Origin of the sequence: Paramicrobacterium chengjingii (assembly GCF_011751765.2) — a bacterium.
In the GTDB taxonomy this organism is placed as follows: domain Bacteria; phylum Actinomycetota; class Actinomycetes; order Actinomycetales; family Microbacteriaceae; genus Paramicrobacterium; species Paramicrobacterium chengjingii.
Genome location: NZ_CP061169.1, coordinates 1,144,485 through 1,167,781 on the forward strand (window position 1 = coordinate 1,144,485; position 23,297 = coordinate 1,167,781).

General features: G+C 61.3%; 24 protein-coding genes and 1 tRNA gene. 22 read left to right on the forward strand and 3 right to left on the reverse strand.

The window, feature by feature from the left end; all coding sequences use genetic code 11:
• Positions 1–46: 46 nt before the first annotated feature.
• The 3 genes from pth to HCR76_RS05495 all read left to right on the forward strand — a co-directional run bounded on the left by pth (position 47) and on the right by HCR76_RS05495 (position 4,997).
• Positions 47–631, forward strand: a complete 585-nt coding sequence (gene pth / locus HCR76_RS05485; protein ID WP_166988955.1) for an aminoacyl-tRNA hydrolase — start codon at positions 47–49, stop codon at positions 629–631.
• Between the two features lie 35 nt (positions 632–666).
• The gene (mfd, locus tag HCR76_RS05490) at positions 667–4,287 is read left to right on the forward strand and encodes a transcription-repair coupling factor (RefSeq protein ID WP_166988957.1); all 3,621 of its coding nucleotides are present in this window, start codon (positions 667–669) and stop codon (positions 4,285–4,287) included.
• Between the two features lie 266 nt (positions 4,288–4,553).
• Positions 4,554–4,997 (forward strand): SRPBCC family protein, encoded by a 444-nt coding sequence (locus HCR76_RS05495; protein ID WP_166988959.1) that lies wholly within the window; start codon positions 4,554–4,556, stop codon positions 4,995–4,997.
• Here HCR76_RS05495 and nhaA read toward each other — a convergent pair.
• Positions 4,944–6,263: a Na+/H+ antiporter NhaA gene (gene nhaA / locus HCR76_RS05500; RefSeq protein WP_166988961.1), complete on the reverse strand. Its 1,320-nt coding sequence runs from the start codon at positions 6,261–6,263 to the stop codon at positions 4,944–4,946. The two genes, HCR76_RS05495 and nhaA, sit on opposite strands and share 54 nt — an antisense overlap.
• Before the next feature lie 125 nt (positions 6,264–6,388).
• Here nhaA and HCR76_RS05505 point away from each other — a divergent pair, with 125 nt between their 5' ends.
• The 9 genes from HCR76_RS05505 to HCR76_RS05545 all read left to right on the forward strand — a co-directional run bounded on the left by HCR76_RS05505 (position 6,389) and on the right by HCR76_RS05545 (position 15,395).
• A complete protein-coding gene (locus tag HCR76_RS05505; RefSeq protein ID WP_166988963.1) occupies positions 6,389–7,810 on the forward strand; it encodes an aldehyde dehydrogenase family protein in 1,422 nt (473 codons plus the stop codon).
• Positions 7,803–8,468: a nucleoside triphosphate pyrophosphohydrolase gene (locus HCR76_RS05510; RefSeq protein ID WP_166988965.1), complete on the forward strand. Its 666-nt coding sequence runs from the start codon at positions 7,803–7,805 to the stop codon at positions 8,466–8,468. Before HCR76_RS05505 ends, HCR76_RS05510 begins: the two co-directional genes overlap by 8 nt.
• A gap of 27 nt (positions 8,469–8,495) precedes the next feature.
• Positions 8,496–9,809, forward strand: a complete 1,314-nt coding sequence (hisS, locus tag HCR76_RS05515; protein ID WP_166988967.1) for a histidine--tRNA ligase — start codon at positions 8,496–8,498, stop codon at positions 9,807–9,809.
• 94 nt (positions 9,810–9,903) lie between these two features.
• Positions 9,904–11,184, forward strand: a complete 1,281-nt coding sequence (eno, locus tag HCR76_RS05520; RefSeq protein WP_166988969.1) for a phosphopyruvate hydratase — start codon at positions 9,904–9,906, stop codon at positions 11,182–11,184.
• Between the two features lie 73 nt (positions 11,185–11,257).
• The gene (locus tag HCR76_RS05525; protein ID WP_166988971.1) at positions 11,258–11,824 is read left to right on the forward strand and encodes an FtsB family cell division protein; all 567 of its coding nucleotides are present in this window, start codon (positions 11,258–11,260) and stop codon (positions 11,822–11,824) included.
• Between the two features lie 4 nt (positions 11,825–11,828).
• Positions 11,829–12,353, forward strand: a complete 525-nt coding sequence (locus HCR76_RS05530) for a DUF501 domain-containing protein (protein ID WP_166988973.1) — start codon at positions 11,829–11,831, stop codon at positions 12,351–12,353.
• Between the two features lie 2 nt (positions 12,354–12,355).
• Entirely contained in the window at positions 12,356–13,660 is a 1,305-nt protein-coding gene (locus tag HCR76_RS05535) for a S8 family peptidase (RefSeq protein ID WP_166988975.1), read from the forward strand.
• 46 nt (positions 13,661–13,706) lie between these two features.
• Positions 13,707–15,233 (forward strand): NAD(P)/FAD-dependent oxidoreductase, encoded by a 1,527-nt coding sequence (locus HCR76_RS05540; RefSeq protein WP_166988977.1) that lies wholly within the window; start codon positions 13,707–13,709, stop codon positions 15,231–15,233.
• Between the two features lie 88 nt (positions 15,234–15,321).
• Positions 15,322–15,395, forward strand: a tRNA-Leu gene (locus HCR76_RS05545).
• A 37-nt stretch (positions 15,396–15,432) separates the two neighbouring features.
• On the opposite strand, the gene HCR76_RS05550 is transcribed toward HCR76_RS05545, so the two are convergent.
• The gene (locus HCR76_RS05550; protein ID WP_166988979.1) at positions 15,433–16,548 is read right to left on the reverse strand and encodes a site-specific integrase; all 1,116 of its coding nucleotides are present in this window, start codon (positions 16,546–16,548) and stop codon (positions 15,433–15,435) included.
• 2 nt (positions 16,549–16,550) lie between these two features.
• Positions 16,551–17,096, reverse strand: coding sequence for a helix-turn-helix domain-containing protein (locus tag HCR76_RS05555; protein WP_166988981.1), 546 nt, complete (start codon positions 17,094–17,096; stop codon positions 16,551–16,553).
• Positions 17,097–17,189: 93 nt separating this feature from the next.
• On the opposite strand from HCR76_RS05555, the gene HCR76_RS05560 reads away from it, so the two are divergent.
• The 10 genes from HCR76_RS05560 to HCR76_RS05605 all read left to right on the forward strand — a co-directional run bounded on the left by HCR76_RS05560 (position 17,190) and on the right by HCR76_RS05605 (position 23,256).
• On the forward strand, positions 17,190–17,393 hold the full coding sequence (locus tag HCR76_RS05560; protein WP_166988983.1) for a helix-turn-helix transcriptional regulator: 204 nt from the start codon (positions 17,190–17,192) through the stop codon (positions 17,391–17,393).
• A complete protein-coding gene (locus tag HCR76_RS05565; RefSeq protein WP_166988985.1) occupies positions 17,390–17,812 on the forward strand; it encodes a hypothetical protein in 423 nt (140 codons plus the stop codon). Before HCR76_RS05560 ends, HCR76_RS05565 begins: the two co-directional genes overlap by 4 nt.
• Entirely contained in the window at positions 17,812–18,075 is a 264-nt protein-coding gene (locus HCR76_RS05570) for a hypothetical protein (RefSeq protein ID WP_166988987.1), read from the forward strand. The genes HCR76_RS05565 and HCR76_RS05570 overlap by 1 nt, the downstream gene beginning before the upstream one ends.
• Positions 18,075–18,296, forward strand: a complete 222-nt coding sequence (locus tag HCR76_RS05575) for a hypothetical protein (RefSeq protein ID WP_166988989.1) — start codon at positions 18,075–18,077, stop codon at positions 18,294–18,296. Before HCR76_RS05570 ends, HCR76_RS05575 begins: the two co-directional genes overlap by 1 nt.
• Before the next feature lie 57 nt (positions 18,297–18,353).
• Positions 18,354–18,857 carry a hypothetical protein gene (locus HCR76_RS05580; protein WP_166988990.1) on the forward strand — a complete coding sequence of 168 codons (504 nt, stop codon included), beginning with the start codon at positions 18,354–18,356 and terminating at the stop codon, positions 18,855–18,857.
• A gap of 313 nt (positions 18,858–19,170) precedes the next feature.
• Complete coding sequence (locus tag HCR76_RS05585; protein WP_166988992.1) at positions 19,171–19,512, forward strand: hypothetical protein; 342 nt, start codon at positions 19,171–19,173, stop codon at positions 19,510–19,512.
• Positions 19,502–21,523: a phage tail protein gene (locus HCR76_RS05590; protein WP_166988994.1), complete on the forward strand. Its 2,022-nt coding sequence runs from the start codon at positions 19,502–19,504 to the stop codon at positions 21,521–21,523. The genes HCR76_RS05585 and HCR76_RS05590 overlap by 11 nt, the downstream gene beginning before the upstream one ends.
• The gene (locus HCR76_RS05595; RefSeq protein ID WP_166988996.1) at positions 21,520–21,744 is read left to right on the forward strand and encodes a hypothetical protein; all 225 of its coding nucleotides are present in this window, start codon (positions 21,520–21,522) and stop codon (positions 21,742–21,744) included. Before HCR76_RS05590 ends, HCR76_RS05595 begins: the two co-directional genes overlap by 4 nt.
• The gene (locus tag HCR76_RS05600) at positions 21,741–22,232 is read left to right on the forward strand and encodes an ATP-binding protein (protein WP_166988998.1); all 492 of its coding nucleotides are present in this window, start codon (positions 21,741–21,743) and stop codon (positions 22,230–22,232) included. Before HCR76_RS05595 ends, HCR76_RS05600 begins: the two co-directional genes overlap by 4 nt.
• A 172-nt stretch (positions 22,233–22,404) precedes the next feature.
• Positions 22,405–23,256 (forward strand): phage major capsid protein, encoded by an 852-nt coding sequence (locus HCR76_RS05605; protein ID WP_166989000.1) that lies wholly within the window; start codon positions 22,405–22,407, stop codon positions 23,254–23,256.
• Positions 23,257–23,297 lie beyond the last annotated feature (41 nt).

The window sequence follows — 23,297 nt, forward strand, 5'->3', positions numbered from 1 at the left end:
TGAAGCGCGGCGGCGGGCCCGAACTGTAGGTGAGGGGAGTGACGAGATGGCAGCCGACACCTGGCTCGTCGTCGGCCTGGGCAACCCCGGCTCCGGGTATGCGAACACGCGGCACAATGTGGGCCAGATGGTTGCCGATGAACTCGCACGCCGTCTGGGCACGAAATTCTCACGCCACAAGGCCCACGCTCTGGTCGCAGAGGGGCGGATGGTTCCAGGCGGACCCAAGATCGTCGTTGCCAAGAGCATGTCTTACATGAATACCTCGGGGGGCCCTGTCGCGGCGCTTCTCGCCTACTATTCGCTCGATGTCGACAGGCTGATCGTCGTGCACGACGAACTCGACATTCCCTTCGACACCTTGAAGCTCAAGACGGGCGGAGGGCATGGAGGGCACAACGGCTTGCGAGACATCGGCAAAGCGGCATCCGCCGACTTCACTCGCGTTCGTGTCGGCATCGGTCGACCGCCCGGGCGGCAAGACGCCGCTGATTACGTACTGCGCCCATTTGGCGCAGATGAGCGTTCGGCGCTGCCATCGGTGATTGCGGATGCCGCAGACGCCGTCATGCTGATCGTCGACGACGGCCTTGTCGCCGCGCAGCAGAAAGTTCACGCTCCGCGGACATGACCCGCGTTGTCGCACGTGCCGCGTAGAATGCTCTGGTGAAACTCCAGGGCCTCAGCCGCATTCTCGCCCACGATCCCAGCTATTCCACAGCGCTCACCTACGCCGATCAGAGCGCCGACTTCTCGGTTGCCGAGGGCATGCGTCTTGCGCTGCTCGGAGGACTGATCGAGCGTCGGCGGGCCGCAGGCAAACCGCCTGCCGTGCTCGTTGTGACAGCGACCGGGCGTGAATCAGAGAGCGTGCAGCAGGCGCTGCCCAGCTTCGCCCCCGACGCAGAGATTGTGGCGTTTCCCGCATGGGAGACACTGCCACACGAGCGACTGAGCCCCAGCTCGGAGATTGTGGGGCGTCGCATTGATGCGCTCTGGCGTATGGCGGAATGGACGGGGGAGAAGCCCCTTGTGATCGTTGCGTCTGTGCGCGCTGCGTTGCAACCTGTCGCTCACGACCTCACCGACATTGAGCCGATACGGCTCCACGCGGGAAGCCGAGGGCACGAGCTGGGCGACATCGTCACCCGGCTCGTTGAGCTAGCGTACTCGCGCGTCGATCTCGTGTCGCGTCGTGGTGAGTTCGCCGTGCGCGGTGGCATCCTCGATGTCTTTCCTACGACAGCCGACCACCCCGTGCGTGTCGAGTTCTTTGGCGACGAGGTTGACCAGATCAAGCCGTTCTCGGTGTCGGATCAACGGTCGAGCACCGAGGAATACAGCGAGGTCTCACTTCTTCCCAGCAGGGAACTGCTGCTGACTCCTAACGTGAGACAGCGGGCAGCAGAGATGCTCCCCGAGTTTCCGAGCCTCTCGACGATGCTCGAGAAAGTGGCTGTCGGAATCCCGGTTGAAGGCATGGAATCCCTCGCTCCCGCGCTTCTCGATCGGCTTGTTTCGATTGCTCACTACCTGCCTGAGGGAACGGGCGTGGCTGTGCTTTCGCCCGAACGGGTCGTCGCGCGATCGATCAGTCTTTCTGAAACCAACCGCGAATTTCTTGAAGCCGCGTGGAGCGCCGCGACAGCGGGAGCCGAGGCGCCCATCGATCTGGGCGCGGGCGAGTTCATCTCGTTGAACACGCTGCGCGACGACGTGACGCTCACGCGCCCGGGCGAGCAGAAGGCAGAGAGCCCGTGGTGGACATTCAGCCCGTTTCAGCAGCGACCAGACGATCTGCTTCCTGAAGAACTCGAACTCGACGACCTCACGGAGGTGCGTGTCGCTGCTGATCCTGTGCCGAGTTTCCAAGGCAACGTCGACGGTGCCATCGGGCACGTCGACGAACGGCGCCTGGCAGGGTGGTCCATTGCCGTGGCGGCGCAGGGGCAGGGTCTCGTCGAGCGAGCACTCGACGTGCTCACAGAACGCGGCATTCCCGCTCGCATCGTCGAAGAACTTCCGGATGCTGTCGAAACTGGCGTCGTGTACTTGGTTCAGGCCGTCATCGAGCATGGTTTCGAGCTCCCGGGCATCTCATTCGCTCTTGTGGGAGAGGCCGAATTCTACGGTCGATCCGTCGGCTACGACTCGCGTGCCGTCAAGAAGCTCGCCACCCGTCGTAAGAACGTGGTCGATCCGCTGCAGCTGAAGGCCGGCGATCACGTCGTGCACCAGACGCACGGCATCGGCCGCTTTGTCGAAATGACGCGGCGCGAGGTCTCTACCGGCGGCCGCAACGCGGTGAAGACGATGCGCGAGTATCTTGTGCTGGAGTATGCACCGTCAAAGCGCGGATTCCCCGGTGACAAATTGCTCGTTCCTACCGATCAGCTCGACTTGCTCACGCGATACGTCGGCGGGGAGTCGCCGGCGCTGTCGAAAATGGGCGGAAGCGACTGGTCTCAGGCAAAGAGCAAGGCCCGAAAGGCCGTGCGCGACATCGCTGTGGAGCTCGTGAAGCTCTACGCCGCACGAATGGCAGCGAAGGGGCATGCCTTCGGGCCGGACACTCCGTGGCAGCGTGAACTTGAAGACGCGTTCCCCTTTGCCGAGACGCCAGACCAGCTCACGACGATTGACGAAGTGAAGCGCGACATGGAGCGCCCGATTCCCATGGATCGCCTGCTGTCGGGCGACGTGGGGTTCGGTAAGACTGAGGTGGCTGTGCGCGCCGCGTTCAAGGCAGTGCAGGAGGGCAAGCAGGTGGCGATCCTCGTGCCGACAACCTTGCTTGTCAAGCAGCACGGGGAGACCTTCCAGGAGCGTTTCGCCGGGTTCCCCGTGCATCTGCGGTCACTCAGCCGGTTCCAGTCAGACAAAGATGCACGCGAGACGTTCGAGGGCCTGGCGCAGGGAAGTGTCGATGTCGTGATCGGCACCCACCGGCTGCTCACCGAGAAGGTGTCGTTCAAGAATCTTGGGCTGGTGATCGTCGACGAGGAGCAGCGATTTGGTGTCGAGCACAAAGACTCTCTCAAGAAGCTGAAGACGAACGTCGACGTGCTCGCGATGAGCGCAACCCCGATTCCTCGAACGCTGGAGATGGCCGTGACAGGCATCCGCGAGATGTCGACGCTCGCGACTCCTCCCGAGGAGCGGCACCCGATTTTGAGTTTCGTCGGGCCGCGCAACGATAAGCAGATGAGCGCTGCGATTCGTCGAGAGCTGCTGCGCGAGGGCCAGGTGTTCTTCGTGCACAATCGTGTGGCGAGCATCAACCGCGTCGCGACGGAGCTGGCAGAACTCGTGCCAGAGGCGCGCATCGCCATCGCACACGGAAAGCTGTCGGAGTCGATTCTCGAGCAGGTAGTCGTGGACTTCTGGGAGCGTAAGTTCGACGTGCTCGTCTGCACGACGATCATCGAGACCGGCCTCGACATTCAGAACGCGAACACCATCATCATCGACAAGGCAGACAAATATGGTCTGAGCCAGCTGCACCAGCTTCGCGGTCGTGTCGGACGTGGTCGTGAACGTGCCTATGCCTACTTTCTCTACGACGGAGAGAAGCCGCTGTCGGAGACTGCCCAGGATCGCCTTGAGACGATCGCAGCGAACAACGAGTTGGGCAGCGGAATGCAGGTCGCCCTCAAAGACTTGGAGATCCGCGGGGCCGGGAATCTGCTCGGCGGCGAGCAGGCAGGGCACATCGCGGGGGTCGGGTTCGACCTGTACCTGCGCATGATCGGCGAAGCTGTTTCGACGTTCCGCGGAGACGTCGCCGAGGGGCAAACCGAGTTGCGACTCGAAATTCCCGTCGACGCGAATATTCCCGAGGAGTACATCGACAGCGAACGCTTGCGTCTCGAGGCGTATCAAAAGCTCTCTGCAGCGGCAGCGCCTGCCGCAGCGGACGACCAGATCGACCTCGTGATCGACGAGCTCGTCGACCGTTACGGTCCTCTGCCGGAACGCGTTCAGAGCCTCGTCGCCGTCACGCGTCTGCGGCAGAGGGCGCAACGCTCCAACCTCTCCGAGGTCATCACGATGGGTACTAACCTTCGGCTCGCCCCGGTGGATCTCCCCGACTCGATTCAGGTGCGACTCAAGCGCATGTACCCGAAGGCGAGGATGCTTTCTCAGGCGAACGCCCTTGTCGTGCCGATCCCGCAGCCGAATGGTGAGGCGATGGCCGATACCGACCTGATTACGTGGGTGCAGCAGCTGCTCGACGCCATTCTGCCGGTGAAGCCGAAGGAGACGGAGCAGACGCCGGTGTCGTAGCGGCGCTCAGCTGCTGCGCATATCGTCGTGTGTCGCAAGGGTTCTCACGGTCTCGGAGATGCGTGAACGCAACTGGGATTGTCCCGCGCAAAAAGTGAGATGCTACAAAATGCCCCTCTTTCGCCGATGAAAAGCGGCATTTTGTGGCGTCTCACTTGGGAAGGCAGTGTCGGGGAGGAATTCGATCGGGGGTCTCGGGTGAAAGCTGCGACACGAGGAGAGCACCTCAGTGGCGACGTCTGAACGTTTCACAGGAGGATAGAGAAATGACCTCAACCTTCACGCTCGTCACTGATGCTCCGGTCGACATTGGTGCGCTGTTCGAGATCTCGCTGGACATCGATGCTCACGCCAGCTCGATGTCTCAGTCGGGAGAGCAGGCGATATCTGGGGTCACTTCGGGACGGATCGGGCTTGGCGAGACTGTCACATGGAGGGCCCGCCATTTCGGTATCTGGTTCGCGATGACGTCAGAGATCGTCACATTGGAACGACCAGAACTGTTTGTGGATCAGCAGGCGAAAGGGCCGTTCAAACTCTTCCGGCACGAGCATAGGTTTGAACGACGCGCCATGGGTACGCGGATGACCGACACGATCACTCTCGCGTCACCGGTTTTCGGGCGTGCGGCCGAATGCATCGTGCTTGTGCCCTACCTACGTCGTCTGATCATCAAGCGGAACACCGAGCTCGTCGCCGCGTTGAGCTGATTCTATGCGGCGATAGTGCCTATTTCGTGCGCCAAGAACGACTGCCGCGAGCAGAGCCGCGAGAACGGATGCCGTGAAAATCGCGATCTTGGCGTGGTCTCCGTGCGGGCTGTCGGCCCCGAAGCTCAGTTCGGCGACGAGCAATGACACAGTGAAACCGATTCCCGCGAGCATCCCGACACCGATCACGTCGATCCACGCGAGTGAGCTGTCGAGCCGAGCCTTCGTGAACCGGGTGAGCAGCCACGTCGTCAGAGTGATGCCGATAGGTTTGCCGAGTACGAGTCCCGCAAGGATTCCGATCATGACGGGGTCCGTCAGAGCCGAGACGAACCCCTCGGGCCCGCCGATCGCGACTCCGGCGGCGAAGAACGCAAACACCGGCACGGCGAATCCACTCGATAACGGGCGCAACCGGTGTTCCAACACCTCAGCGAGTCCCGGCCCCGACTGTGGGCCACCGTGCTTCACCATTCGACGAACAGGAACGGCGAAGCCGAGGGCGACGCCTGCAATCGTCGCGTGAACCCCCGACGCGTGCAGCAGTGCCCACGCGACCGCTCCGATAGGTAGCAGAATCACCCACGGAGCCCACGGGTTGCGCCCGAAGAAGCGCGGGAAAACGTGGGTGAGCGTTGCATATGCCGCGAGAGGAATGAGCGTGAGCAGGAGAGGCGTCAGTGTAAAGCCATCAGCGTAGAAGATCGCAATGATCACGATAGCGATGAGATCGTCGACAACAGCGAGCGTGAGCAGAAAGATTCGGAGGGCGCTGGGAAGGTGCGAGCCGAGGATCGCGAGCACGGCGACGGCGAAGGCGATATCGGTAGCCGTCGGAATGGCCCAGCCTTGCAGACCGGTCGGCGATGCGAGATTGATCATCGCGAAGACGATCGCGGGAACGGCGACCCCGCCGAACGCTGCGGCGACCGGAACAAGCGCCGTCGCGGGTGTGCGCAGGTCGCCGATAACGAATTCCTTCTTGAGCTCGAGACCCGTGAGAAAGAAGAAGATGGCGAGCAGACCATCTGACGCCCACTGTCCGATTGTCAGTTCGAGGTGCAGCGCGGGGATGCCGAGAGTGATGTCGCGTACCGCAAAGTACTTGTCTGCCCATGGAGAGTTCGCCCAGATAATCGCAACGATCGCTGCCGCGACGAGGAGCGCGCCTCCCACCGTCTCGATGCGGAGGATCTCGCCGATGCGCTTCACTTCTGCGAAGCTGCTGCGACCGAGGAATGTTCGGGTGGTGTTGTTGCGCGTCATGTGGAGTCTCCGGGCTCGGCAATATGAACTGCCGACCAGACTTCCCGGCGCACCGAGGCCCAGTATAGGGGGAGTGTCACGACGTAGTGTTGTAGCACGTTCCTCGAACAGCGAAGGAGGAGTCAATGCCGACGAACCAGAAGGATGCCGCCACCGCCGTTGAGCGCGTGCGCGGCGCGTTCTCACGTGGCCTCACGAAACCGTACGAATGGCGCCGTGACCAGCTCGTCGCCCTGCGGTCTCTGCTTCTCGATAATCAGGAGTTACTTGAGCGGGCGCTCGTCCGCGACTTGGGGAAGCATCCGACGGAGTCCCAGGCGACCGAGATCGGCATCGTGCTCACCGAGCTTGACCACACGCTGCGTCACCTCAAGCGGTGGCTGCGCCCTCGGCGCGTCAGAGTTCCGCTGGTGCTCGCACCAGCATCCGCTCGAACCGTTTACGAGCCGCTGGGTACCGTGCTGATCATTGGCCCGTGGAATTACCCGGTGCAGCTGATCCTCGCGCCGCTGATCGGTGCGCTCGCCGCCGGAAACGCCGTCGTACTCAAACCAAGCGAACTCGCACCCGCGACAAGCGAAGTGCTTGCGGCGCTCGTGCCGACATATCTGGATGACCGAGCCGTTGCCGTTGTCGAGGGCGACGCCAGCACGGCACGTGATCTGCTTGCCCAAAGCTTTGACCACATCTTCTTCACGGGCAGCACGGCCGTCGGGAAGATCGTCGCGAAGGCGGCATCCGAGAATCTCACTCCCGTGACGCTGGAGCTGGGCGGGAAGTCACCGGCGTACATCGACAATTCTGTTGATCTGGAGGCTGCAGCGCGCCGTCTCATCTGGGGCAAGCTGCTCAACGCCGGGCAGACCTGCGTCGCCCCCGATTACGTGCTGACGACCCCGCGCACGGCTGACGCGCTGATTCCGCATCTTCGTGCCGCGATCGCCGAGTTCTACGGCGGCGACCCGTCGTTGAGCGGAGACTTCGGACGCATCGTCAGCACGCGGCATGCCGGGCGACTGCGCGACTTGCTCGACGGCCACGACCCGGTGATAGGGGGGCGCGTTGATGCCACAGAGCGCTACGTCGAGCCAACCGTTATCGACGACGTCGACCCGTCCTCAGCCATCATGACCGAGGAGATCTTCGGGCCGATTCTGCCGATCGTGCACGTCGCAGACGCGGCCGAGGCAATTCGCTTCATCGCCGATCGTGACAAGCCGCTCTCGCTCTACGTCTTCTCGGATCACGCCGATGTCAGGCGCCGGTTTGTGCGCGATACGTCGTCTGGCGCTCTCGCGTTCGGGCTGCCCGCCGCGCACCTCAGCGTGCCTGATCTTCCCTTCGGGGGAGTGGGCGCAAGCGGAATGGGCGCGTACCACGGTGAACTCTCGTTCACGACGTTCAGCCATGCGAAGGCCGTGCTCTCGAAGAAGCTCGCTCCGGACACCATGGGGGTCGTGTACCCGCCCTTTACAAGCGGCAAGAGCGCCATCGTGCGCCGACTCATCGCCCGCACGTCACGTCTTGTTGGCGGTGACGATGACTGACCGTGACGTTTCGGCATCACCCCACACAGGTGTACTGCTGGCCGACATGACAGAGGTACTCGATCGCTGCGTGTGGAGCCAGTCGATGACGCACGAGTCGCTGGTCACGTACCTCATCGAAGAGAGCTATGAGCTCGTCGAAGCGATAGAGAGCGGCGATCCTGATGCGATGCTCGAAGAATTGGGCGACGTGCTGTGGCAGATCGTTTTTCACGCTGGGATCGCCGCGCGAACGGCGGGAGAGCACTTCGACTTCGACGATGTGGCACGGGTGGCTCACGAGAAGGTCGTACGTCGGCATCCTCATGTCTTCGGCGACGAATCCGCTCCGACGCTGGATGATGTGTTTCGCGTGTGGAGCGCTGCGAAGACCCACGAGAAGCACGCGCGCACAAGCTCACTTGACGGTATCCCGCCTCAGCTGCCCGCCCTGGCCCTCGCCGACAAGGTCATCGGTCGAGCACAGAAGGCCGGTGTTCTGGCGCCAGAGTCGGCAGAAAACACGCACACGGATGCTGTCGCAGGCGAAAGCGAGCTCGGCGACCGGCTGCTTGCCATGGTGCGCGACGCACGGGGCCGCGGGCTCGACGCCGAACGGGCGCTGCGAGGTGCCGTTCGACGTCTCAGCGACGAGGTGCACGAGCGCGAACGGGGTTAGTGCACGCGTCATGCCAGAATTGTGGGCATGGCTTCTTCTGTAACACCACCGCGCGGCATGCGCGATTACCTCCCCGCAGACAAGGCGAAGCGTGAATACGCTCTTGGGCGCATTCGCGATGTGTACACGCGCTATGGCTTCGACGAGATCGAGACTCCGGTTGTCGAGGACTACAGTCGCCTGCATGGCGGTCTCGGCGGAGACAACGAGAAGCTCACTTTTTCTGTTCTCAAGCGTCGCCTCAGCGCCGACGACCTGCGCGCCGCAGCCGACACGGGTGACACATCGGCCATCGCCGACCTCGGCCTGCGGTTCGACCTCACGGTTCCGCTCGCTCGCTTCTACACAACTCACCGCGGCGAGCTTCCTCCCGTGTTTCGTGCGATCCAGATTGCACCCGTGTGGCGTGCCGAGCGCCCGCAGAAGGGGCGCTATCGGCAGTTTGTGCAGTGCGACATCGACATCTTCGGGGAACCGGGGCCCCTCGCCGAGATCGAACTTATCTCTGCGACGGCCGCAGCGCTTCGCGAACTCGGGCTCTCGGGCTTCACATTCCGGCTCAACGACCGGCGCATACTCACGAGCATGCTCACGGCGTTCGGATTCGACGACACCGAGCACCCCGGCGTGCTGATCACCATCGACAAGCTCGACAAGATCGGCGCCACCGGGGTCGTCGCCGAGCTGCGCGAGCGTGGGGCGACGGCATCCGCCATCGATGCGCTCGAGCGGTACCTCGCTCGTGTTGACGGCCAGAAGCAGGGGGAGTTTGACGCGGACCAGATTCGATCCCTTCTGCCTGGCGGCGTCGACGACGAGGTGATCACAGAGTTGGCCAGCATCGGTCGCGCCGTTGAACGCGCTTCGCAGGCAGCAGGAGCGGTCGAGCACAATGCGCCTCTCGTGCAATTCGATCCGTTTCTCGTGCGCGGCATGGGGTATTACAGCGGGCCGATTTTTGAGATTCATCACCCGGAGCTCGGCTACTCACTCGGTGGCGGTGGCCGATACGACGGCGTTGTCGGGCGTTTCCTCGGGCAGGACGTGCCCGCATCGGGTGCGTCTCTGGGGTTCGACCGCATCGTCGATCTGATCGAGATGGATGCCGCTCGGCACGACGAAGCAATCGTGCTCGTTCACGATCGCGATGTCGATCCATCGACTCTCGTTGCGCTCAAAACGCAACTCGTCGGGCGTGGGGCTCGCGTGCGTCTCGAGAAACGAGTGAAGAATCTCACGGCGCTGCTCGACCGCGTTACAGCGGCCGGCTTCACCGCATTCGCGTTCGTTCGGGCAGAGCATGAGGATGCCAACGAGCTCGAGATCAAGCCGCTCGGTTGACTCGACAGTGAGCTTTGCTCGCGGTGTCGCTACACTTGACCGCGGGCCAACGACGTTCCACTCACTGACAATTCCGGCATAGAGGAGACATCCCGTGGCATTCATCGAGGCGACTATCGCCCGAGAGATTCTGGATTCCCGTGGCAACCCCACCGTTGAGGTCGAGGTCATGCTCGACGACGGAGAAGTGGGCCGTGCCGCGGTTCCCTCCGGCGCATCCACCGGCGCGTTCGAAGCGTACGAGCTGCGCGACGGCGACAAGGACCGCTACCTCGGCAAGGGTGTGCGCACCGCCGTGACAGCGGTTCTCGATGAGCTCGGACCTGCGATCGAAGGCCTTGACGCTTCAGAGCAGCGTCTTATCGACAACACACTTCGCGAGGTCGATGGAACAGACAACAAGAAGCGCGTCGGAGCCAACGCCATCCTCGGCGTGAGCCTCGCCGCCGCTCACGCGGCCGCCTCGTCTGCAGATCTTCCGCTCTTCCGCTACCTCGGCGGGCCGAACGCGCATGTTCTGCCTGTTCCGCTCATGAACATTATCAACGGTGGCGCTCACGCCGACACCGCCGTTGACATTCAGGAGTTCATGATCCTGCCGATTGGCGCTCCGAGTTTTTCTGAGGCACTGCGGTGGGGAGCCGAGACCTACCACACGCTCAAGGGTCTTCTGAAGTCGAAGGGCCTTGCGACAGGTCTGGGAGACGAAGGTGGCTTCGCGCCCGATCTCGCGAACAACAGCGCTGCACTCGACCTCATCGTCGAAGCGATTCAGAAGGCCGGCTTCACACCGGGCAGCGACATCGCTCTGGGTCTTGACGTCGCATCGAGCGAGTTCTTCGAGAACGGTGCCTACCGCTTTGAAGGCAAGGACCGCTCGAGCGAGGAAATGACCGCGTACTACGAGGACCTCGTTGCGAACTACCCGCTCGTCACGATCGAGGACCCTCTCGATGAGAACGACTGGGACGGCTACGGCCATCTCACCCCGAGCCTCGGCGGCAAGGTGCAGATTGTCGGGGACGACCTGTTCGTCACCAACCCGACGCGTCTCGCCGACGGCATCTCGAAGGGCGCAGCGAACTCACTGCTGGTCAAGGTGAATCAGATCGGCACGCTGTCTGAGACGTTCGATGCCGTGACGCTTGCGCAGACGTCTGGCTACACCGCCATCCTCTCGCACCGCTCGGGCGAGACCGAAGACACAACAATCTCCGACCTGGCCGTTGCCACCAACGCCGGTCAGATCAAGACCGGAGCGCCTGCGCGTTCCGAGCGTGTCGCCAAGTACAATCAGTTGCTGAGAATCGAGGAGGAGTTGGGCGAGGCCGCCGTGTACGCGGGCCGTTCCGCTTTCCCGCGCTTCAGCGCGTAGCACCTGCGAACGCTCCCGGTGCCGCGCGAGGGCGCAGCGCCGGGAGCGTTTCGCATTTCACCAGGAGGATGCCATGGCACGACGGCCCGCGAACCCGCGTCGAACGCCATCGCGCCGTCGCCGCGACGACGACAGCGTCGTCGTCGAGCAGTCCGAGCGGGGCCGCTGGGTCGGCGGCATCCATTTCTCGGGGTTCTCGCTCATGATGATGGCCCTGCTCGTGCTCGGAGTCGTCGTTCTTGCTCCCAACCTCAAGGCTCTCGTGGAGCAGAGGCAACAGATCGCCGATCTGAGGCAGCACGTTGCACAGCAGAAAGACGACGTTGAAGATATGCGTCGTGAGCGCGAGCGCTGGGATGACCCCACCTACGTTCAGACTCAGGCACGTGAGCGATTTTTCTACGTGAGTCCAGGTGAGATCAGCTTCATCGTGATCAACGATCTCGACAAGACGTTCCTTTCGGACACCACGGATCCCATCAGCGATGAGCTCACCACGACAAACGTCGACTGGGCATCGTCGATGCTCACGTCGATCATGACGGCGGCGTTCACTCCCGTCGAGGGCGACGAGACATCGAAAAAGCCGTCATCTACACCGACTCCGACGCCCACAGAAACATCCACAGAGAAGAAATAGCCGCGTGACAACCCCACCCTTCGAGCCGGTATCCGACGTCGACATTGCCATCGTCTCTGCACAGCTGGGGCGCCAGGCACGAGATGTTGTGGGAATTTCGGCGCGCTGTGTGTGCGGGCGTCCCACCGTGGTGTCGACGAGCCCTCGGCTGGCAGACGGCACGCCTTTTCCCACGTTCTACTACCTGAGCCACCCCGGTGCGACAGCTGCCGTGAGTGAACTCGAGGCGAATCACGTGATGGCGGAGTACTCACAGCTGCTCGCTGATGACGACGACGTGAGCGAAACGTATAGAAGTGCCCATGTCGCCTACCTCGCCGATCGTGAGAGCATGGGAAACGTGCCGGAGATCGACGGGGTGTCCGCAGGTGGAATGCCGACGCGAGTGAAGTGTCTTCACGCTCTCGTCGCTCACTCCCTCGCGGCGGGCCCCGGCGTGAACCCGATCGGCGATTTGGCGTTGAAACGCGCATCGTGGTCGCCGACGGTGTGCACGTGTTCGTTCGAAGAAGTGACGGAAGAGAGCTGAGAATGACCCAGCGCCCATCAACTCGTGATCGTCTGCGCTCTCGGCTCAGAAATCTGGGACGCGCTGCCGCCGTCATTGTGACAACGGGAGCCATGACGCTGCTCGTCGCATCGCCCGCCGCGGCTGTCACCGTCGACCGCAGCAGCCAGTACTGGCTCGACAGCGGCTACGGCATTCAGCAGGCTTGGAAGACCACAAAAGGCAAAGGCGCCGTCATCGCGATCATGGACACGGGAATAGGCAAGGGGCCGGCCGACTTCTCAGGAGTCACGGGCGGTACGGATGTCTCGGGGGTCGGCTCGTCTGATGGCCGGACGCCATTGGGAAGCGAAGAGGAGAAGAACCACGGAAGCTGGGTAGCCTCGCTCGCTGCAGGACGAGGGGATGGCAGTTCTGATGCGCTCCTCGGCGTCGCTCCTGAAGCGGAGCTCTTGGCGATCTCGATCGGTTTTCCGTCGAGTGGCGCGACAGTTCCCTTTGTCGATCAGGTGGCCAAAGGCATCCATTGGGCCGTCGATAACGGCGCAGACGTCATCAACATGTCGTTCTCGACGAACACGAAAGACTGGGATCCGTCGTGGGACGAAGCGTTCAAGTACGCTCACGACAATGGAGTGGTCATCGTTGCCGCTGCGGGAAACCGCGGCAGCGGCACCGAGATGGTCGGCGCTCCCGCGACCATTCCGGGCGTTCTTGTCGTCGGTGGTGTCGACCGTTCGGGTGAGATCAGTGTCGGTGCGTCAACCGAGGGAATCACGATCGGCGTCACGGCGCCGAGTGAGGACCTCACTGGGGTAGCGGCAGATGGTCAGCGTTGGCAATGGGCAGGAACGAGCGGTGCGTCGCCGATCGTGGCCGGCATGGTGGCTCTTCTGCGTTCGAAGTACCCGGATATGGACGTGAACAACATCATCAACCGTCTGATCAAAACCGCGAATCCGTCGAAGAACCAAGGTGACGACGTGCCGAACGCCGACTATGGGTACGGGTTCGCGAGCATTGGCGCTGCGCTCAACGAAGACATTGAGACTGTTGATGCCAACCCGATGGGTAGCCTGGAGAAGTGGATCTCGGTCAACAGACGTGCCGCGGCTGAAAATGTTGAGCCTCCGAAGGACACATCGAAAGTCAAGGCTCTGTCTCCCATCGAGAAGTCCAGTCAGAGCGTGAATCCGCTTCTTCCCACGCCAGAAACGCTTCGCTACGTGAGTGTGCCTGCAGCGCTGCTTCTGGGCGCTGGTACACTAATAGCGCTTGGTGCCATTGGCGCTACCCGGCATGCCAAACGGGTGGCACGCAAGAAGTAGTACGCTCGTTTGCTGTATCTGCGATCCAGTAGGAGATTATTTCACCGTGCCCAAGATTCTCATCGTCGGCGGAGGTTACGCCGGCTTTTACACCGCATGGAAGCTCGAGAAGCACCTGCGTGCAGGAGAGGCAGAGGTCACCGTCGTTGACCCCCGTCCCTACATGACGTACCAGCCCTTCCTTCCCGAGATCGCGGCAGGCTCCATCGAGCCTCGTCACGCCGTCGTCTCGCTCCGCCGCCACCTCAAGCGAACCGAGGTGATCACGGCGAAGGTGACCTACATCAACCACGCCGAGAAGAAGGCGACGATTTCCCCAGAGGTCGGCGACACGTACGACTTCGAATACGACCAGGTCGTCGTTACCGGTGGTGCGGTGTCACGCACATTCCCGATTCCGGGACTGGCTGACGAGGGCATCGGCCTCAAGACCGTCGAAGAAGCCGTTGCTATTCGTGACAAGGTTCTCGACAACTTCGCCAAGGCTGCGCACCTGCCGGCCGGGCCGGAGCGCGACCGTCTTCTCACGTTTGTCGTCGTCGGAGGCGGGTTCGCCGGCATCGAGATCTTCGCAGAACTGCGCTCGTTCGCGAGCGATCTGCTGAAGTACTACCCGCAGATCGAGTTCGACGACATCAGCTTCCATCTCGTTGAAGCCATGGGGCGCATCATGCCCGAGGTTTCGCTCAAGACGAGCCACTGGGTTCTTAAAGACCTTGCGAAGCGTGGCGCTCTCGTGCACCTCGACACCCAGTTCTCGTCGTGCATCGACGGCAACATCGAGCTCTCCACGGGCGAGAAGTTCGAGTCCGACCTCATTGTCTGGACCGCCGGCGTTATGGCCACCCCGCAAATCGTTCGGCACACCGACCTTCCGATCGAAGAGCGCGGTCGCGTAACCACTCGTGCCGACCTTCGCGTCGGGTCCGATGACGAACCCATCGAGGGTGCTTGGGCCGCGGGTGATGTCTCGCGCGTTCCCGACCTGACAGGCGGTGGTGTCGGTGGCTACTGCGTTCCGAACGCGCAGCACGCGGTGCGTCAGGGCAAGCTTCTTGCAACGAACCTCGTCGCAGTGCTTCGAGGTGAGCAGCCGAAGGACTACATTCACAAGAATCTGGGCGCGGTCGCTGGTCTTGGACTCGGAACCGGTGTATTTCAGTCGGGCAAGATTGCGATCAAGGGCTTCCCCGCATGGATTGCGCACCGTGGGTACCACGGCCTCGCGATGCCGACGTGGGAGCGTAAATTCCGTGTCTTTTGGGGTTGGTGGAACAACTTCTTCCTCGGCCGCGACATTGTCTCGCTGTCGGCTGTGCAGCAGCCTCGCGCGGCTTTCGAGGAGTTCGCGGCTCGTCCGAAGCCGCCGGCACCGGCCGAAGAAAAACCTGCTGATGCGGCAACGGACGACAAGTCTGAGGTCATGAAGGCAGACAAGCCTGTAGCGAAGCCAGCGGAAAGCGCTCCGGCCGAGAAAGCGCCCGCGAAAAAGGCCCCTGCGAAGAAGTCGGCAGCTCAGAAACCCGCTGCGTCGAAGGCGCGCGAAAAGGATGCTGCAGACACTGTCGCGTAACCATAATCAGAACGCACGAGGATCCATCCCGGTGAGGGGCGGGTCCTCGTGTTTTTGAGGCCTCCGATTCCCGTAATGTAGGGGAGTGGCCCCTATAGCCCAACCGGCAGAGGCAGGCGACTTAAAATCGCTACAGTCTGGGTTCGAATCCCAGTGGGGGCACACACTAGAACACCAGGTCAGATGATAAAAGCGAAGTTCAAAAATCGCTTTTGGACACAGATTTGGACACAGTCGCAGACAAACGAGCGTCATTCAAAGCGCTCGCTACAGCGTCCAGATCGTCATCGAACAGGTCAGCGTACGTGTCCAATGTCATCGCCGCCGACGCATGGCCGAGCATCCGCTGCACGGCTTTCACGTTCGCCCCGGCTGAGATCGCCAAGCTCGCCGCTGTGTGCCGCAGATCATGGATCGTCACATTCGGGAAATCGGCGTCAGACTCCGATGCGCGACGTTTCGCGCCGACAAACCAACCGTCTCGTGTTGACGGCGTGACCACCCACGTTTGTCCGTTGCCGAACAGCAGATCACCACGTTCACGCCCCTCGCACTGAGCGGCCAGTTCGTCAACGAGGAACGCGGGGAACGGCACAGAGCGCGCCTCGTGAGACTTCGGCGTCCCGGGCACGATGTACCCGTTCACGCGAACGGCGTTACGCTCCACTCTGACTCGACGGCGCAGCATGTCAAGATCACCGACCTGTAGTGCCACCGCCTCGCCCCACCGCAGGCCCGTGTAGCAGAGGAAACGCACCAGGGTAGCTTTATTGCCAGACTGCTCTGCAAGGCGTTCTACACGCTCATGGGTCAGGTATCGACGGGGTTTCTTCGTCTTCCTCGGGAGGTTCACGCCCCGCGCCGGATTCGACGCCAAACGACGATCTTTCACGGCGGTCTCGAGAATCCCTGCCAGCACGCCGTGAGCGCGCAGCACGGTCGTCGCACCTCGCCGCTCGGATAGCTCCGTCACCCACTTCTGCACGGCGCTGTGCCGCACGCTCCCGACCGATTGAGTGCCCCACACAGGTTCAACGTGCACGCGCCACGCGATCTCCACAGGGGCCAGCGACGACGGTTTCAGGTGCGATTGACCGGCCAGCCACGAGGCCCCGAGGTCACTAATTGTCGCAATCGCAGATGACGGGTCGATGTACTGCCCATCGTCCTTGGAGCCCTCGACTTTGCGCAGCGCTCGCTCCGCGTCCCGCTTCGTCGTGAACCCGCGCTTATTGCGATCCTTATGCTCAGGGGTTCGCCAGCGGATACGGTACCGCTTCCCCGCCTTGGTCTCGTAAGGCTCAATGCTGCCCATGACTACTCGTCGATCTTGTAGTCGGTGAGGTCGACGCCGAGCTTGCGCAGGTTCTCTTCCGCCTCTTTTAGGCCCTTCTCAATATTTTCAAGCTCCGTCCCATGACCGATGTTCGCCGCACTTGCGACGTGGTACTTGACATACTCGCGCACACCCTCGGCAATTGCCCGAGAAAGTGTCGACGCCGCGTTTGGTCGACCGTCGTCACTGTCGAGTACCCAATTGCCGCCATGGAACCACTCAAGTGCCGCCCAACTTCGAACGGTTCGCCGCTCGACACTGTCGGCATTCTGTCCTGACAGACGCACAAAGCGTTTTGGCTGATCGACAGGCAGCGCCAGAGCGCTAGGCGGGATTCCGAGCACTGCACACACAGCGATCAGCTGGTCGACAGTCAGATCGGCCTTTCGGCCCGACTCAATGTTTGCGATGACACCGCGCGAAAGTCCAGCCCCAGCGCGCTCAGCGAGCTCACGCGCGCTAAGACCCGCCAGCCGCCGGTACTCCGCGAGTCTCTTGCCAATTCCTTCGCTGGGAAGAACACTCATGTCTCTAATCGTAACAAGTTGTCAGCAGAACGTGTAAATTGTCTCATGCAGACACAAAGTGTGTTACTGTCGAATAAGTGAAAGGAGGGCGAGATGACAAGCCCATTTTTAACCATCGATCAGGTGTGCAAACTCGTACCCGGAATGACGAGGAGCAACTTAGCTGCACTTCGATTTCGCGGGGAAGGCCCCCGCTACCTGAAGCCCACGCCGAAAACCGTGCTCTACAAGGAGGAGGACGTTATCGAGTGGGTAGAGGCCAGCGCACGCTACGGCACAGCAATGGAGGCAGTATGACCCAGCACAAAGAAGATGCCGCCAGGAAGTTGCAGCTCCCTGACGGCAAAGAGACCGAAACCCACCTACCAAGTAAGGAAACGATCAACATGAACGCTAACAGCATTGTATCCGAGACCGCCGACAAGTGGTTCACCTGCCCTGAGTGGTGCACGACGTCGCACAAGCTCGGTGACGACGGAACCTCTCGAGAGGGGAACCGCGTCGTAGATCATGACTGTGAGATGCACGACGGCCCGACTTCAACTATCCGCAGGGGCCGAGGCGACACACTCACGCCTGACGGCATCCGCACCGAGGATTACTACGTTGTGGCAGTCCTCGACGGTGACTACTCGCAGATCCCGGCATCGAGCCGTCGTCTTGTCGCAGCTGACCTGCGGCTGATCGCGAACATCCTCGACGGGGAGGCGCTGTGATGATGGCGACGACTCCCCGGTTGCTTCCGAGCGCCCCCGTTGCGCCTTCGCCTACCCAGAGGTCTGGCGGCTTGATCCGTGCAGAGCTTTTGTCGCGGGGTCTGTCTCAGGCGGACCTCGTGCGCGAGCTCGGCTGGTCACGGCGTCGCGCGTCGAACGTGTGGCACGGGCGCAGGATTATGACTACTGACCTTGGGGAGCTCGCGTTCTACCTCGACGTGCCACCGTCCATCTTTGTGGCGATGAACGAGGAGGCCCACTGATGTTCACTCTCACCATCGACCGTGACAGCATCCAGGCCAACGAGCGCGGGCCCCTCATCGAGATATTCGACGGCGAATCGCACGAGACCATTCGGGTGCCCCTCGATGAAGCGCGATACCTCGCGGCGTGCATCGCAGAGAAAGCACTCGAGATCGAACGAGAACGGATACTTCGCCGACGGCACGAGACAACTGAACATCTTGCCGGGCTTGACGGCTAACGGACTGGGGCGACCTCGCAAGGGGTCGCCCCTCGACATTGGAAAGGAGGAGACAAGATGACTTGGACCAAGTTGAGTGATGACTTCTCGGACGAATGCTGGACACTCTCAGACGCCGCATTCCGTCTTCTCGTGGAAATGCTGAACTACAGCAACCGGAAGCTTTTGGACTGCCGTATCCCGAAAGACGAGCTGCGCCGGTTCGCCAAGCAACCTGACGCTGTTGCGGAGCTTGTCTCAGCCACCTACGTGCACGACGAGGGTGACAGCTACCGTGTCGCTTTCCACAGCCTGTATCAGCCCACTCGAGAGCAGATGCTCAAGATTCGGGACCGAAACCAGAAGAACGGGCGCAAAGGGGGACGCCCACGCAATAACCCAAGTGGGAACCCAGATGGAAACCCAGAGGGACGGGACGGGACGGGACGGGCCAATACAACGAAACCTGATGTTTTGGAAAACGAAACCGAGAACGTGAACCCGGCGACGGGGGAGATAGTAGATAGCCCTGTGGAGGTTCAGCGTGAGGGTAACAAGGTTCGACTTGTGGGGGTGGCGTAATGGGTGCCGTTCTTAGTTGGCCTACTCGTGAGCCTGGGCGTGGGTACAGGTGGCTGCTTGATCTTGAGTCGGATAGGCCAGCGCCGACGTGTCTCGAGCATCGGCAGCGTCTCGATGGTCTTGGTATTTGCCCGTTGTGTGTTTCGGCTTGGCGGAAGTCTTTGGGCGCTGATCCGACGTCGTGGACCGAGTGCAAGGTGTGCGGGTTCCCCCTGCATCCTGCTGTTGAGCGTGACGGGTTCAACACATGCCCGACGTGTGAGGTGGCGTCGTGAGTAGCGGCTATTCAGTGTTTGGAAGAAGGGAAAGAAGTATGAGTGACAAGATGCCGTCTGAGGCATGGCAGAGAGAAGTGATGGACGATGCGATGAAGCGTGTCTGGGAGGTCGCGAGGGAAGCGACGAAGGATGGTCCGCCGTATTCGTCGAAGGTCATCGAGGATGCTTTGCAGGCTGTCGCTGATAAGCATGCGTCAGTTGGGGCTGAGCAGTCGACCGCGATTTATATTTGGGCTGTTGTCGCGCTCGACGCGTTGACTCACGCTCTGGATCAGCAGGCGATCCATGCGGGTGCGAAGAACTATTACGAGTTCTACGTGTCGCATGTGATCAACAAGCTCGAGGGCGGGCTCGGGGGTGAGAACGATGGCTACTGAGCTTGCTGTTGGGTATGTGACCCTGCTGCCGTCTATGAAGGGTTTCCAGGGTGCTGTTGAGAAGGCTCTAGGGAAGACTGATGCGCCGGCTAAGAAGCAGGGGCAGACGATTGGGCAGAAGATGTCCGGTGGTATCACGTCTGCGCTGAAGACGGGTGCGAAAGTTGCGGGGGGTGCTGCGCTCGCTGGTATCGGTACTGCTCTTATCAAGGGGTTTGGTCGTCTCACTGCAATTGATGCGGCGAAGAAGAAGCTTGAGGGTCTTGGCCACTCGGGTAAGACGGTTTCGCAGATCATGTCGAACGCTAACAAGTCTGTGAAGGGTACAGCGTTTGGTCTTGATGAGGCGGCGACTACTGCCGCAGGTGCTGTTGCTTCTGGCGTGAAGCCAGGTAAGGATCTTGAGCGCACGCTGTCATTGGTGGCTGATGCGGCGACGATCGCGGGCACCGACATGGGGTCGATGGGTTCGATCTTCAACAAGGTTGCTGCGTCGGGGAAGCTGCAGGGCGATGTTATTGCTCAGCTTCAGGATGCTGGTGTGCCGGTGCTGCAGTTCGTGGCCAAGGAAATGGGTGTCACGGCTGAGGAAGCTTCCAAGATGGCGTCGAAGGGTGAGGTGTCCTTTGACACGTTCCGGAACGCTATGGAGTCGGGTCTTGGTGGTGCGGCGCAGAAGTCCGGGGAGACGTTCAAGGGCGCGTGGGCTAACGCGATGGCTGCGGTCGGTCGTGTTGGCGCGAATCTTCTGTCGGGTATTTTCCCGCAGGTGAAGGACGGGCTTGGTGGTCTGACTGATGCTCTTGTGCCGGTTGAGGCTGGTGCTAAGAAGGTCGGCAAGGCGATCGCGGACATGGTGACGTGGTTGAAGGAGAACATCGTCGTCGTGAAGATCGCGGCTGCAGTTATTGGCGGGATAGTCGCGGCAGTGGCCTTGTGGAACGCCGCAATGGCAGTGAATACCTTTGTAACGAATGCCGCTTGGGTCGCAACAAAAGTATGGAACGCAATCATGGGTGTGGGTTCCGCTGTGATGAAGATCGCGACGGCTGCTCAGTGGGCGTGGAACGCGGCCATGAGTGCTAACCCGATCATGCTTGTGGTGCTCGCGATTGCCGCGTTGATCGCGGGCCTGGTGTGGTTCTTCACTCAGACGAAGTTGGGTCAGGAGATTTGGGCGAACTTCACTCAGTTCTTGTCTGAGGCGTGGGCGAACATTTCGCAGTTCTTTATTGAGACGTGGACGAACATCAGCCAGGTTTTCATGGATGTGTGGAACGGCATTGTGTCGTTCTTCACGACGATCTGGAATGTTCTCGTGCTCGCGGTGCAGATTTACATTCAGATGATCATGACGATCTGGACGACTGTTTGGAACGGTATCAAGTCCTTCTTCGTCGCCATTTGGAACGGCATTGTCACCGGGGTGAAAACATACATCAACATCGTAAAGACGATCATCACGACGGTGATCAACACCGTGAAGAGTATTTGGTCTTCGGTGTGGGGCGGCATTTCGTCGTTCTTCTCGGGGATCTGGAACGGCATCGTGAACACGGTGAAGAAGTTCTCGGGCATTTTCAAGTCTGTCTTCGGTGGCATCAAGGGCATCATCGTTGGCGCGTTCAACGGTGTCGTCACAACAGTGAAGAACGCCATCAACGGCATCATCGGGCTGATCAATGGTGCGATCGATGGAATCAACGCCGTAATCGGTGCCGTAGGTGGCGCACTCGGGCTCGAGATCTCGATCGGGCATATCCCCAAACTGGCGGACGGTGCGATCATCAACGCCAGCCGTGGGGGCTCACTCGTGAATGTGGGTGAGGGTCGGTATGACGAGGCTGTGGTGCCGTTGGGTGGTCCGCAGTTTGAGCGTTTGGCGGATGCTCTTGTTTCGCGTGGTGCTGGGTCTCAGGTGACGCAGTACATTACGACGGCGCAGGATGATCCGGCTGTTCAGGCGCGTGTGTGGGCTCGTGAGGCTTCGAGGGGGTTGGCGACGGTATGAGCTCCTCAACTGCGCATGACCTCGACAGTCTCGCCCAGCTGATCGCATCCGAGGGGCAGGAAGTGATCATCACTGACAATCCGACGATCACCGACGATGGCGTCACAGACGGGATCTCGAGAGTTGCGACTCTCAGCCATGTGAGCCTCACCGGGGCCGAGTGGGAAGAACTGGCCCGTCACCTTATCCAGAAGCACGAAATCGAAGGAGAAACGAAATGAGCACCGAGACCGTTGCAACCGATGACGTCAGCCAGACTGACGCAACCACTGAGGGTGTCGTTTCAAACGCGACCCCTGAGCCTGGCGAGCAGAACGAACCCGAGCAGACCGAGGACACGCAAACCCCAGAGGAACTGGCCAAGGCCGACGCTTCCCGGTACAGGCACCGTCTACGTGACACCGAGGCCGAACGCGACACTCTCGCAGGACAGCTGAAGACCGCGCGCGGAAACATCGTGGAGCACATGCTGAGCAACAGCCCCGCAACTCTCGACGCGCTCACCGCAGCCGGTTACGAGATCGACTCGCTGCTCGACGACGATGGCAACATCGACCAGGGCAAGCTCGACGAAGCCGCGCAGGCGACATGCAAGCGGTTCAACATCAACTTCTCTCGACCATCCAGCCACGCAATGTCACGCGCGAACAGGGTGAGGCTTGAGCCCGAACCGGACTTCGCAAACGCGTTCACACCCAAAGCGAGATAACCACCTGAAAGCCCGGTAGACTGTATACCGAACGGTCTACCGGGCCAGGTGCCCCACCACCGTTCACGCAGCCCCAGGGGGCCCGCACGGAACGGCCAGGAGCCACCGCGCAGAAGATCAATTCATTACTTCTACGAGGTGGCTTCACTCATGCCACCGGAAAGGCCAAATCATGGCTACCGAAACAACCCTCACAAGCGCCCGAGCATGGGCACCCGACCTGCAAGCATTCGCACCCCGCGACGTCGTCAATGACGCGATCATTATGCAGGCATCCACCATCGCCGGAAGCGTCGAGGGCGACCAGCCCGCAGTACGTGTCGCCTTCGTCGACGATGCAGCCGCAACGTTCACCGCCGAAGGCGCAGACATTGCCGAATCAGACCCAACACTCGACGAGGTACTCGTCTACACGGCAAAGATCACGCAGCTCGTGAAACTCTCACGCGAACAGTGGACACAGGCCAACACAGCAACCGAGCTCTCCGAGTCCGTGCGCCGTGCGGTGACGAAGAAAGCTAACGAGGCGTTCCTCACGCAGGCAGCACCCACATCGCCTGCAGTGACCCCACCCGCCGGTCTCATCAACATCGCCGGCATTGAAGACGGCGGCGCAGTAGCTGACGACCTCGACGGGCTGATCGACCTGATCGCCGCACTCGAGGACAACGGCGGCAACCCGTCACACATCATCGTGTCACCCACCTCATGGGCATCACTGCGGAAGTTCAAGACCGGCACCGCATCGGCACAGTCCCTCCTCGGTGCAGGCACCAACGATGCAGAGCGACGACTGCTCGACCTGCCCGTGCTCGTCTCGTCAGCCATGACCGGCGGCAACGGCGTCGTCGTCGACAAGTCAGCAGTCGCATCAGCAGTCGGCCAGGTCATGGTCGGCAGCAGCGAACACGTCTACTTCAACAGCGACAACATTGCGTTGCGCTGCACATGGAGACTCGGCTGGAACGTCGTCCACCCTGACCGCATCGGCAAGTTCAGCGTCACTGCCCCGACCGAGGCGTAAGCACCCTCTGAGCGCCCGTCAGCGACACGCTGGCGGGCGTT